The sequence below is a fragment of the Peribacillus sp. 05N428 genome (assembly GCF_056397085.1).
This window is the reverse complement of sequence record NZ_JBFTMS010000009.1, coordinates 136,340-150,684: the sequence shown is the minus strand read 5'-3', so window position 1 is coordinate 150,684 and position 14,345 is coordinate 136,340. Positions and strand designations below refer to the sequence as shown.

Genomic DNA, 14,345 nt, shown 5'->3' with positions numbered 1-14,345 from the left:
ATCTTCGTGTCATCCATACCCGCAGACCACAATCATTCTATTAAACCAGTAATCACTTTATTTGTTAGAATTCAATATATGAAACAAATCTTCCTCAGTGAGCATCGCATCCGGGAAATCACTTTCTATTAAAGAACCTTGGTCAAATTCAGTTCCCTTGATTTCAATGACAACATCACCAATAGCTTCCATTATTAGATTCATCTTTGCTTCGGCTAATTTTGAAATTATTTTTATGATTAGTTTTCCATCCTGGATAAATGACAGGAAATGCAGTTTTGGTTTATTTTCAAACTCACCAAAGTCCCTGCTATTGGATGATTCAAATTGAGAATCCAATCTTCCTAAGTAATTAAAAGTAACGTAGATATCCGGCTCCTGAATGACCCCAGGTCGTAAATACTTGATGACGCCATAATCAAAACCTTTATTTGGGATTTCCCTTATAGCATTCTTCGTGTTTTTTAAAGTATCATCAAACGTCCCATCTGAATGCAGTAATATTGGATACATCGCAGTAAACCAGCCAACGGTCCTAGTAACATCGATTGTTTCATCCACCATTTCCCTGCCATGCCCTTCTATTTCCAACCAGAAGTTCTTCACTTCAAAGGATTGTTTCAAACCCTTTGCGATTAATGACAACAATACTTCCTCCACAGTCGCTTTTGATTGCTTTGATAATTCCTGGATCAAGAATTCAGTTTCTTCCTCACTGAATGATTTCTCCATCGTTCTTTCTTCTTTAGCTATAAAGTCTTCCGCTATCTTAAAATCCGTTATTTCACTTTTTGTTTTTTGTTCCCAATAACGGAGTGTTTCAAGGTCCATCAACGATTCATTGTATTTCTTCAAGAAGTTTGACCAGTCTTTGAATGATGACGTTTTATGAGCAAGCCTTCCTGTTTGATTGTTTAATGCCTGATCATGGAGAGTATTGAAATCCTCAAGTAAAATCCTCCAGGAAACGGCATCAATCAATAAATGATGGATTACCCAAAAGAAGCGATACTTGTTCGGTTGTTCTTTTAAAACAAGCATTTTCATGATCGGTCCATTACTTATGTCCAATGAACCTTGAGCCTTACTTTCCCATTCATCTCTCACCCTTATTCGCGTTTCCTCATCCAAATGATGTATATCCTTATAGACTAACTCCCATGTTTTGTGTTCGGAGTCTATATTCCCGATATATTTATTGTCACGTTTTTCAAATAGGGTTAACAATCCATCATGATGTTCCACGATATGTGATAGGATTTTTTCAATATCCTCCATTTGAGCACAGGAATCTTTACTAAAAACAATGGACTGGTTCCAATGATTGATGAAAGCAGTGTGCTCCGCAAAGAACCATTCTTGGATGGGGGTCAGTTCCACATTCCCTCTAGTGGCTATAGGTTGAATCATGACCTTATTTTCAGTTTTCGCTATCGCTGCCAGCTCTGCTACCGTTTGATTTTCAAAAATTGATTTTGGACTGATGATTATACTTTCCTGCCTTGCTAGTGAACATATTTGAATGCTCTGAATGGAATCGCCGCCAAGTTCAAAAAAGTTATCTCGGATACTTATGTCATCCAACCCTAAGACACTTTTGAATATTTGAAGAAGCACTTTCTCAATGAACGTCTCAGGTTCTTCCAATGTATTGCTTCTGTTTACGGGTACCGGAAGAAGTGCTGAATCAATTTTCCCATTTGCATTTAACGGAAATTTGTCCACTTGCATAAAGAATGAAGGAATCATGTAACTTGGTAATCTCTCTTTTAAAAATGCTTTTAAGTGATCGTAATCAACTTGTTGCTTGGATGTGAAATAAGCGATTATTTGTTTATTTAAGTTGGGCTGATCCTGAACCTTAATGAATGAGTCACTTACTTGCGGATAAGCATTGAGGTTGACCGAAATCTCATCCACTTCGACACGGAAACCTCTGATTTTCACTTGATTATCTTTACGCCCCAGAAAAATCAACTCGCCATCGCTCGTGAATTTTGCAAGGTCACCGCTGCGATACAAACGCTTTCCAGCTTTAAAAGGATGTTGAATGAACTTTTCTTTTGTTAAAGCATCATTATTCACATATCCAACAGCTAACCCTTCACCACCAATATATATTTCCCCTGCAGCACCGATTGGTACGAGTCTTTGCTCAGGATTTAATAAATAGACGTCAGTATTCAGGATGGGTTTGCCTATCGAAACTTTATTATTGGTAGTCTCATTGTTTTCATACGCTTTAAACATTTCAATCGTGGTCCATACTGAATATTCCGTTGGACCGTAGGCATTATAAAAATTTATATTTTGATAGCGATCCAGCAAGGCTATTGGACATTCAGACCCGGCTGAACCGACGAATTTCACATGGGATCCCTCTATATTGAGCTCTTGTAATACTGCGGGCGGCAATACTAGATGCGTTAACTTTTCACTTTTGATTTGATTTTCCAATGCGAGTAAATCAAACATTTCCTCCTTATTATTCCCGATATGCAGCTCTGCACCATTTAATAAGCTTCCAAAAATCTCATATATAGAAGCGTCAAAATTAAAAGTGGCAAATTGTAATACCTTTGAGGTCTCATCAAGTTGTAAGTACTTGTTTTGACTTATTATTAAATTCACTACGCCTCTATGGGATAACATGACACCTTTAGGTTTTCCTGTCGTTCCCGAAGTATAGATTATGTAAGCCAGATCGGAAGGTGCAATAGATTCGTTACAGCACTCGGTAGCCATGTAATGTACGGATTCAAGATCAATCAGCGTAGCTATTTTTTTAATGGCAGGAGCCTCAACTTGATTCGTAATGCATATATCCATTTTCGAATCATTGACGATATAGTCCAATCTTTCAGCTGGCAGCATAGGATCAAGCGGAACGTATGCACACCCGGCTTTAATGACTCCCAACATGCCGATTACCATATCAATCGACCTGTTTACATGCAGGCCTACCTTATTAGAACCGTTTTCGGTTTGATTTCTGACCAATTTCGCTATCACATTCGATCTTTGATCTAATTCCGAATAAGTAATGGCCTGACCATTATCAGCAATGGCTAATTTGTTTGAATGCTTCTTGACGATTCTTTTGAATATGGAGGTGATCGTCTCATTTTGATGTGCATCCGAAACCTCACCTTGCCACTCAAATAACAAATGATTCATTTGATTGTCATCTAAATACTCCAAATGACAGATAGGTATATCCGCATTTCTGCAAATTTGGAATAACCATTTTTCGAAACTCAGCATGAGTCTTTCAATTGTTTCCCGTCTGAAAAGTTCATCGGAATACTCGAATTCCAGGATTAAGTCATGTGAACCCTTCACCTTTATAGTCAGGTCATAATTTGAATAAGGAATTTCGAATTTGTCTTGTTCAAGAGTGAAGAATGCGTTGCTAAAGTTCCCATCAAAGCTTTCTTCCATTGCCAAAGCTGTTTGGAACAATGGGGAATGACTGAGATCCCTGTCTGGATTAATGATTTCAACGATTTTTTCAAATGGAAAAGCCTGATGTTCCAATACATCCAAAATCCCTTTACGATTCCGGTTCAATATTTCATGAAATGATTCTGATGGATCAACGGTCAGCTTCAATGGCAGCGTATTGACAAAGCATCCAACTGTCCGGGCAAATTCTTCTTGGCCACGGTTTGCCACGGTACTCCCGACAATGATTTGATCCTTCCCGGTATACCGACTTAAAAACACTTGATAGGCGGTCATCATAAAAGCATATAAAGTCGTACCATTCTCCTTTAAAACCCTGTCAATCCATGCACGAAGTTCATTCGTTATGGCCATTTCCAGTCTTTCGCCTGAGTAAGAAGGTGATTTTGGACGTTGAAAGTCAAATGGAAGTTCTAATGCTTCTTCCTCTTGATCTAAATAACTTTCCCAAAACCTCCTTTGGCTTGGCGTACTTTCCTTGACCCACTCCTTATGCCAGACAGCATAATCTAAATATTGCATGTCCAGAGGGGGAATATCCCCAACCCTGCCTGTTTGAATTCCTTCATAAACCTCCAATAACTCTTCGAAAAAGGTGACAAACGATACTCCATCAAAAATGATATGGTGAAAATTGCATACCAAATAATGTTTTTCTTCATCAACTCGAAATAGTTTCATATTAAATAAATGATCATTTTCCAGGTCGAAGCATCTTTCCATTTCTTCAGTAAGATGGGAGGTGACCATTATATCGCTGACTTCGGGATCTAATCCCCGGCAGTCTTCATAGGCAATCATGTTTCGGCTTTTTTTTGATAAGAATTGAAGGATTTGATGTTCTTCTCCTTTGAAATTAGTTCGCAAAGTTTCATGGCGTTCAATCATGAAATCTAATGCCTGTTGCAGGTCATCAATGTCCACAACGCCATTTAAAATGAATTTAAATGGCATATTATAGAGCATTTTCCTTTCATCCAGGCTGTCGAACAGATACATTCTATCTTGATTATGAGAAAGCATTCCTTCACTTTTCCCACGTTTATAAGGCTTATTTACCTCGTCTTCCCTCATGTAGAGGAGCATGTCCAGAAAACTTGCCAGTTTTTCTATATTCCATTGACTTGAAATGATTTCCGGTGTTAATTGAATACCAAACTCCTGTTTTATCGAAGACAAAAACTCATCTTTTTTTTCATTTGTGCTTAGTGATTCATTCATGTCCTCTACTAGTGATAGTTTAAAAGGTTCAATAACAATTGAAATCAAGTTTAATAGCCTATCTTCCGTTTCACTGATCATCCTGTTCATAGAAAAACACCTCAATTCTTTTCCATTCAACTTAACTTATGCATATCGTCCAATTGTTTGATGAGTACTGATAGTTCCTTGATGGTGGATTGTTCGAACATCACTTTGATTGGTAATCTCACTCCCAGGTTATTCTTCACCATTTGAATAAATTGCATCGCTAAAAGGGAATTCCCCCCTAAGTCAAAGAAGTTGGAATCTGTATCTATTGTCTCTTGTTCTAAAATTTCTTTCCAAAATCCAATAAGTTTTTCCTCAATTAACCTTTCCTTCACCGCAATTGTTGTCTCCATATATTTCCCCTCATTTCACTTTTGATTTTTCCAGCATTTCACTTAAGATTTGATTAAATATAGAAAGTACGGATGACCTTAACTTTGGATTGACCGCTGCCTCATTAAATTTAATTTGAACACTTGAACCAGGGGTGATGATGATGACGATTGGATAATGGGTCGTTTCCCGTCCTTCTTTCAAACTAACATTGATTTCATCAATATTAGCTAGTTTCATCGGATAGTTTTCAAAAGCATATAATGATTCAAATAGTTGGTTTTCCAAATTAGCCCACTCATAAATCTCTGATAAAGGTGTATTCTCATAGGCACTTAATTCCAAAAATTCATTTTGAACCTCATCCAGTATTTCCATGTAGGTCTTTTCATGGCTGATATGCTTGATGAACGGCACAGTGTTGATAAATGGACCAACCATTGCCTCAATATTTTGGATAGGAATATTCCTGCCGGATGTCACTACGCCGCAGCATACATATTCCGTACCTTTTATTTCTTTCAAAGTGGCTAGCCAAATGGTTAGAAAGAAAGTATTCATGGTAATCTTGTATTCCTGACAGAATCGTTGAATGGAATCACTTAATTCTTCATCCAATACTTTCAAGTAGCTATTCTCAATGTACCCCTCGCCTTCTTGCACTCCCATTAAACTGGATCCGGAATTTCGGGCACCTTCCAACTTTCCTGCCCAATAGTCCCGCAGTTCCTTATTACTTGTATAATCTTTCATATATTCAACATACTTTTTAAATGAAGGACTCACGGATGATGATGGTGTTATTGAATGATAAGCAGCAAAAATGTCATTAATCACCATCGAGTAACTCCAGCCATCCATAATAATATGATGGAATGTCCATATTAATTGGTATTGATTTTCCGCAAGCTTAACGATCATGAAGCGATTCAGCTTATTATTCTCGATATCTATGATCTTATATTGATCAGCTAACAACTTTTCAAACTTCTCTTGATGATCGATCATTTCTTCATATTCAATCTCGGTATCCATGGAACTCATTAACAGTTGGTAGAATACCCCTTTTCTGCTTGAATACAATTTGGTTTTTAAAATGTCATGTTTCCCTGCAGTTGTCACAATGGCATTGGTTAATTTTTCGACGTCCAGAAAACCTTTAATATCAAAAATGAGCTGCACTTTATACTGGCTGCTTTCACTATCAAACAAGCTATGGTACAACATCCCTTTTTGCAAAGCCGTCAATTCATAAATATCAACAATTCTTGTTTCTTTGTGCAAGAGTTGGTTAAATTCCTCTTCAGGCATATCCACCAATGGAAAGTCTTCCGGACGGTACATCTGTTTTCCCCTTGTTTCTTCTTCCAATGTCCGTAACAATTCCTGCATATTGTGTTGCATATATTGCTCAAAATCTTCTCTTACGAAATGTCTGTTATAGTTTATTTTTATGGTTTGCTCCTCATTCACTACAAGCAATTCGATATCGACTTCATGTTCGGTATAGGAATTATGTTGAATATCTTGTTCACTAAAAAAGGTGACGTCTTTTGCAGCCCATTCATTGTTTTGATGAAATCTACCTAGATTATTGAAACTGATGATCGGCCTATTTTGTTTCATATGTGTCTCGCAGCATAATTCGGTTATGATCCCATACTCAATCCCTTTATTAGGCAGGGACCTTAATTTTTTCTTTGTACCTTGAATCGTGTTCGAAATCGATTCTTTATTTTCTATATAAACCGGGCACATGGTCGTAAACCAGCCTACTGTCCTGGACAGATCGACACCTGCAAATAACTCTTCGCGACCATGTCCCTCCAAAGTAAAATGAATATCTTTTTTATTAAAATATTTCCCGATTAGCGCTGCGAAAATGGATAAGTATATTTCATCGATAGATGCTTTATACGTTTTTGTCATATCATTATAGATTTTGTTTGTAATCTCTTTATTCAGTTTCATTTCAAATGATTTTCCATCGTAAACATTTCCTGTTTTGACCAGGGCGTTTTCATATACCGTTTCATGTTCATTCAGCCAGTACTCTTTAATGCCTAAAGGAATGCTATTTTTATATTCATTGAGATTATTCGCCCATTCCTTATATGATGTCGTTTTATTATCCAGTTTTAGTTCCTGATTGTTTATATCTTGAATATATAGCCGGTCAAAATCTTCGATCAAGATTCTCCAGGAAACCCCATCAACAAGTAAATGATGAATGATCCAAATGATTACATGCTCGTTTTGCCCAGTATTGATGCATACTATTTTCATTAGTGGTCCGTTTGAAATGTTGATGCCCTGTTGTGCACCGATCCCGAGTCTAGCTATTTCCCGTTCCTGTTGGTCCTTATTCAGGTTTGATAGATTTACGTAATTCAAAGTCCAATTTTCAGACGGGCCGATTTGCTTTTCCACCTGCGAAAATGATTCTTCTCTATTGAACCTTGATCTGAGCCCATCATGATGTCTGACGATATGGGCCATGATTCTTTGCAGCCCTTTCTCATTCAATTGCGGGTAGCCCTTTAACGTTACAGATTGATTCCAATGATTAAAATTATTTATTTGTTGAGTGAAAAACCAACTTTGAATAGGTGTAAATGGTGCCTTTCCAAAAACATCAGACTGATTTATCGTTACATCGCCCGTCAATTCCACAACCTTTGCCAGCTCTTCGATACTTTGTTTTTCAAAGATGTTTTTTGATGTGATGAGAAGATTTTCTTTCTTGGCAAGTGAACAAATTTGAATGCTTAGGATGGAATCTCCCCCACATTCGAAAAAGTTATCAAAGATGGTTATTTCCTGATTATTCAGCACCTCTTTCCATATCTTTAACAATTTTTGTTCCGTTCCATTCATGACACTTTTACTGTTAGTTCCTTCCGGGTTCGTTTTTGTATCCGGCAAGCTCTTCGCATCCACTTTGCCGTTAACGGTTAGCGGAAAGGACTCCATTTTAATGAAATAAGAAGGAATCATATAATGGGGAAGATGATTCTTCATATAATCCCGAATATAATTTTCTTCAAGGACATTGTCGGAGATATAATAGGCCATGATGAATTTCTTCGATTTAGATTCATCTTTTATCGCTATAAAGCAATCCTTTATACCAGGGCATTTATTTAAAACTGCACTGACCTCCCCAAGTTCGATACGATATCCGCGTATTTTCACTTGGTCATCAGCCCTGCCTGCAAAGAGTAGATTTCCATCTTCGGCATACTTAACCAAATCTCCAGTTTTATATAGTTTCCTTGAGGGATTGAACGGATTTTGAATGAAACTTTCATCGTTTTTCCCCGGATTATTTATATATCCCCTTGCAATGCCTTTCCCGCCGATATACAGCTCGCCTATTTGACCTTTAGGAACAGGCTTCATCCTGGAATTGAACACGTATGCTTCTGCATTTAATATTGGCTTTCCGATCGGAATCACTGTATCATCACTTGGAAGTACCTTATATGCTGTCGCAACGACCGTGCCCTCCGTTGGACCATAATTATTATATAAATCAAAGCTCAAACGCTCGGGTATCGTTTTTAAACGATCTCCCCCTGTCAAAATAGCTCTGATTGATTCTGGAAATTTCATATCGTTAATAAATAATTGCTCGAGCAGCCCAGTTGAAAAAAACGCGAGTGTTACCTTCTCCTTTTCCATCTTCTCCGAAAGGATCTCTACATCCAATAAATCATAGTAATCCAGTATCAGGAGTTTATTCCCATTCGTCAGATAAGGGAATATCTCCCAAACGGAAGCGTCAAAAGATGTATTCGAAACCAGTACTGCTGCATCCTTTCCATCTACTGAATAATAATTGATATGCCAATTACAGAGGTTGGCCAACCCTCCATGTTCAATCATGACCCCTTTAGGTTTTCCCGTTGTTCCTGAAGTGTAGATGATATAGGCAAGATCACTTTCCGATATCTTTCTTGAATGGAATTCTGAGCACTCCATTTCCCGTTCTTTTAGTATGTCTTCGATACATAATAGTTTTCCTTCTTCACCGGGATACTTTGGAAGTCCTTCTTCATTACTTAAGCAATATGTGATTTGAGAATCCTCAATCATATGTTTCAGCCGTGACTCTGGCTGTGACGGGTCCAAAGGCACATATGCCGCCCCAACTTTCATAATGGCTAAAATGGCCGTAACCATATTGATCGATCGATCCATAAAAATCCCAATTCTATCCTCTACACCTACATGATTTAGGAATAAGCGTTGTGCCACTTGATTTGCCCGGGCATTTAACTCGCTATACGTCACCTGATCATCACCATGAACAATGGCAACATCATTGAAATTTGTACTCACTTTATTCTCAAACCTGGTTATTACATCTTCAAAACGATGATCTTCCACTTCTTGAGTTACATTGCCTGTCCCCATTTCGATTAATGATCGCAACTGTGCAGGCTCTAAGTAGGTAATGTCCTTTATTCGCTTGCTTGCCTTGGTTGTAATCTCTAACAGCCAATGCTGAAAATTACTAGCCATTCTTTGAATCGTCGTTTTATTAAATAATGAGTTGTTGAATTCAAATGAAATGACTAATTCATCCTCATCCATTTCTTCTGCCTGAACAACCAAATCAAATTTAGCTTTAAAGGTATTGATTTTTCTCGGTTTTAACTTGAAATTCCTATATGCCAGCTTTTCTTTTTGGTTATTTTGCAGGACAAATACTGTATCGAACAATAGCGTATTTTCCATGGTTCTTTCTGCCGATAAATATTTCAAAATCTCCTTAGTAGGTAAATTTTGATGGTCAAAAACACCTGCAATTTTTTTTATGTTTTTTCGCAAAATCCCTTCAAATGAATCTTCCTGGGATACATGTAATTTAAAGGGCAAGGTGTTGACGAAATATCCTATCAATTGTTCAGTATCCACATGGTTTCTCTTCGCCAAAGGGCTGCCGACGACAACTTGCTCTTCATCAAAGTAAACCGATAAAAAGGTTTGATAGGCGGTAAGTAAACTCATGAACAAAGTCGATTTCGTTTTTTTATGAAGGCTTTCCAGGTTGTCTTTAATTTCTTTAGGTAACAAAAAGCTGATAATATCGGACGCGCTTTTACCTTCTCCGGTTTTTTGATGATCATATTGTAAAAAAGACTTTTGCCGTAATGCCGTTATTTCATTGCTCCAGAACTCATTATCCTTACCTGTTACATAATTTGGTGAGTTTTTTTGCCATAAAGCATAATCTCCATATTGGATTGCTTGGTTATCTCTATCATTTCGGTCGCCATTCTCGATTTCCTCATAAATGGAAAACCAATCATTGATCATTATTGGAATCGACCAACCATCAAAAATAATATGGTGGATGTTACATAATAATTGATATTCACTTTCATTCTTCTTCACTAACGTAATTGATAGGAGGGGACCATTTCCTAAATCAAATTGCCGTTCCGCTTCTTCCTTCACGAAGTAATTCACTTTTTCTTCCTGCATGTCTAAAGGAAGATCCGAAACATCGAAATAATTAATAACATGATGAATCGACTCATCGAAAACCAAGATGCCCATTCCAGCTTCTTCCCTAATGACACTTTTTAAAATTTGATGTTTATTGCTTAGCTTATTTAACGATAATCCCAGGTTTCCTTCATTCACTTCACCTGCTATTTCATACGAAAAAACGATGTTATATAATGATTTGTCCACATTGGTTTGATGAATGAACCACAAATTTTCTTGCTCATATGTTAAAGGGTATGTATTTCTGACATTGATATGGATAGGTGTATAATCTTGCTTTACCTCTTCTTTTTGACGAGCTTCTATGACTTCGGATAATTTCATAATCGTATCGTTTTCCAATAAAACGGAAGGAGCAATTTCAATCTGAAATTGATTTTTAATATTGACAATCAATCTCATTATCGATAATGAGTTCATTCCACTTTCAAGTAGCGACTGATTATTTTTTATAACCCCATTGCCTATGATACTAACAACCAATTCCCTTACTTTTTCACTTATAGTTTCATCTGCTGGACTCTTGATATTCGGTGTAGCTTCACAGTCTTTTATTATGAATTTTGGTAATAATGATTTATCCAGTTTTCCATTTACAGTTAGGGGGATGTTGTCCACCTTGATAAAAAAGCTTGGTATCATATACGCTGGCAATGAGCTTTTTACACTTTCCCTCAAATAATCAGCAGCTAATTCTTCATCAGCAACATAGTATAAAAATAAATGCATATCATCGTTAAACGCTTGATCCATCGTAACAACTGCATTCTTGATGTTTTGCAATTCATTATACGCGCTCTCAATTTCCCCTAATTCAATCCTGAAACCTCTTAGCTGCACTTGCTCATCATTCCTGGAGATATATTGCAGATCACCATCATCCAACAGTTTCACTACATCCCCTGACTTATAGTAGCGGACATTATCAATATCCGTAAATTTCATCTCATTCATCATCGGATTTTTATAGTAGCCAAGCGATACACCTTTTCCTGAAACGTATAACTCGCCCTCTTCATCTCCAGTTACTTCTTGTCCATTTTGATTCATCACTTTGAATCCAAGATGAGGCAGGACTTTTCCGATATTGGTCATTCCTTTTTCCACATCACTATTGGCGATTTCTTTGTATGTTATATGAACGGTAGTTTCTGTTATTCCATACATATTTATTAGCTTTGGCAGCCTGCCATTTTCGGGAGAAAACCACTGCGTCAATTTCTTGAAGTTTAATGCTTCCCCTCCAAAAATAATGTATTTTAAACTTAAATCATTTTGACGATTTAGGAGCTCACCACTCACTTCGAAGAAAGCGCTTGGCGTACAATTAAAAACGGTTGTTTGTGTATTTATCAATAATTCAACAAAGGATATTGGATTTCTGCTTTCTTCAAATGAAACCACTACAACTTCTCCGCCATATATCCAAGCCCCCCACATCTCCCAGACGGAGAAATCAAATGCGTAGGAATGGAAAAATGTCCATTTATCTTTATTAGTAAATTCGAACAAATCGTCGCAGCCATAAAATAAGTTCATGACATTTTCATGTGAAACGCAAACTCCTTTAGGTTTTCCTGTAGAGCCCGATGTGAAAATGATATAGGCTGGATCCTCTGGGTCAATTAAAGTATGTAGATTCTCACCTGTCATTTCTTTTGAATTCTCTATCACTTCATCAATGGATACATAATTACAATCAATGTCGCTAATCCGGCTTTTATCCCCAATTAATAACTTCAATTCTGAATTCTTTATTATATGCTTTACTCTTTCATCAGGACTTTTAGGGTCGATAGGTACATAAGTAACACCCGATTTAAGCAGGGCTATGATCAAAAATAAAACATGCTCGGATTTTTCAATATAGATTCCGACGTTGTCTCCTTTATTTATCCCTTTGTCCTTTATGTACATTGCCATTTTATTTGCCAAGATATTAGTTTCTTTATATGTAAATTGCATATCCTTATTTCTTACTGCAATATTGTCTCCATATTTCCTGACACTTTCTTCAAATAAATTCGCTAAAGAATTCATATTCATCATTTTCCCCCATTATTTTAAATATGTGCCTGATGCAACTGTCAACATATGAAAAAACAAAGAAACCAAAGCGATTACAATCGTTATGATCCATGCGTTTCTTCTCTTAATGAGCGCCAATTTTTCGAGACTATAGCTGAATAGAATTAAACTGACAATGTAAAACAACTCAAACTCGGCCATGAATGTGTGAAGGATGGAGTTTTTATCATGTACCAGTAAGGATAAACTAGTGAATGTCGTTTCCTTGCTCTTAACCAATAATGCGATGATTGCATTAACACCAGATCCAATCACGATGCATATCCCTGCATTTATGACGGCTTGGCAAATCCCTTTTATATTTACCGGCCTTTCTTTTAAAACTAAAAATAATAGGCACACAATTAATATTTGAATGATGAATGTAACCAATAATCCAAGAGCTCCCATTACAATTGTGTTAATGGCAAAACTCGTTGCCCCGATCTCTGAAATGGACATGCCATTTAATACGTTCATCCCTTTTTGATCTGCAGAATATAACAAAAGCGTCGTTTCGACACCTGCTATTAAACTGAGTATCAATAACGAAATGATTAACTTGTGAACTCTTTCCTCTTTTTTAAAAAGATATTGTACTAATCTGTTATTGTTTTTTAAATCAGCATTCGCTTCCATTTTCAATTCCATTGGTATTCCCCCTCAATTATTTTCGTAGAATTTATCGGAAAGGTAACACTCCTTATTTCATCATTCACGAGTACAACCGTTGATTTATATTGGGTAAAATTTTTATAGAAAAGTGAGATGCTATCTTGATCCATATCAACCTTGGAAATTTCATAGATTTCAAGTGGAGAGGTCAATCCTGTTTTTAGTATCTTTGATAGACTTTCTTTTGCACTAAAGAAAACTTCTTTACTTAAAACACCATCGCTTTCCTTAATCATTTTTTTCTCGGATTCCGTTAAGTAGGTTTCTAAAAATTCAGAATCGGATTTCGTTTTAGTCTCAATATCGATTCCCATTGGATGCAATTGATCAAAAAGCAATATTCCGAATGTTTTATCCGTATGTGTGATGGATATACCTATGTTCATTAATAAGAACAAGCTTGTAATAATGACCGGCTGTCCAAAGACTCCTTTCAACAGGGATACATTCTTTATTTCATCCAAACCAATACCTAAAAACTCCATAATTGCTTTTTTTCCAAAGTACAAACTTTTCTTTGCTTCGATGGATCTTTTGGGACCATTTTGCAAATTTAGATAATTCCATTCTTTTTCGTTGAAAATATCATCAATATAGTCCAAATTGACTGAATCCGCTTCATAAAACTTGATATAAGATTTATAAATTTTTTTCTTATTCATAAAATATTCAATCAATTATAATTTCCCTCCCCTCTTTTTTCTAGAAATTCCGCATTTTTTCTCCATTTTTTTCCTCTAAAATTTCTTTTTTAAAACAATTATTTCATTTTCTGGGTTAAATATTACCTATTATCATTATCGATAACACTTTATCACAACAATTTTACCGAGTCCATTAAAAATTTGTAAATTATCTACATTACATAATAACTTTACCAATTTTTATTATTTTTCTACTTTAGTAGTATTTTCATAGGACTTATCGTGTGAAATTTAGAATGAAAAAAGCAACTTGAAATTTTCTAATTAAAAAAGCCATATTTTATTTTTCACTATAATTTGTGAAAAATAGAATATGGCTTTAATACTGTT

5 protein-coding genes are annotated in these 14,345 nt (G+C 36.3%); all 5 read right to left on the bottom strand.

Annotated features, from left to right (window positions below; all coding sequences use genetic code 11):
* Positions 1-57: 57 nt before the first annotated feature.
* From AC1DIV_RS11575 to AC1DIV_RS11555, 5 genes are read right to left on the bottom strand one after another with little or no spacing between them, the layout of a single operon-like run.
* Entirely contained in the window at positions 58-4,776 is a 4,719-nt protein-coding gene (locus AC1DIV_RS11575) for an amino acid adenylation domain-containing protein (protein ID WP_340874329.1), read from the bottom strand.
* Positions 4,777-4,802: 26 nt separating this feature from the next.
* Positions 4,803-5,069: a phosphopantetheine-binding protein gene (locus AC1DIV_RS11570; RefSeq protein WP_053533736.1), complete on the bottom strand. Its 267-nt coding sequence runs from the start codon at positions 5,067-5,069 to the stop codon at positions 4,803-4,805.
* Between the two features lie 10 nt (positions 5,070-5,079).
* Positions 5,080-12,615, bottom strand: a complete 7,536-nt coding sequence (locus AC1DIV_RS11565; protein ID WP_477576419.1) for an amino acid adenylation domain-containing protein — start codon at positions 12,613-12,615, stop codon at positions 5,080-5,082.
* Between the two features lie 12 nt (positions 12,616-12,627).
* Positions 12,628-13,287, bottom strand: coding sequence for a hypothetical protein (locus AC1DIV_RS11560; protein ID WP_340874324.1), 660 nt, complete (start codon positions 13,285-13,287; stop codon positions 12,628-12,630).
* On the bottom strand, positions 13,278-13,988 hold the full coding sequence (locus tag AC1DIV_RS11555) for a 4'-phosphopantetheinyl transferase family protein (protein ID WP_340874322.1): 711 nt from the start codon (positions 13,986-13,988) through the stop codon (positions 13,278-13,280). Before AC1DIV_RS11555 ends, AC1DIV_RS11560 begins: the two co-directional genes overlap by 10 nt.
* Positions 13,989-14,345: the final 357 nt, after the last annotated feature.

Bases quoted from the DNA above. Each gene is read 5' to 3' on its own strand.
- AC1DIV_RS11575 (WP_340874329.1), bottom strand. From the start codon at position 4,776: ATGAACAGGATGATCAGTGAAACGGAAGATAGGCTATTAAACTTGATT.
- AC1DIV_RS11570 (WP_053533736.1), bottom strand. From the start codon at position 5,069: ATGGAGACAACAATTGCGGTGAAGGAAAGGTTAATTGAGGAAAAACTT.
- AC1DIV_RS11565 (WP_477576419.1), bottom strand. From the start codon at position 12,615: ATGAATATGAATTCTTTAGCGAATTTATTTGAAGAAAGTGTCAGGAAA.
- AC1DIV_RS11560 (WP_340874324.1), bottom strand. From the start codon at position 13,287: ATGGAATTGAAAATGGAAGCGAATGCTGATTTAAAAAACAATAACAGA.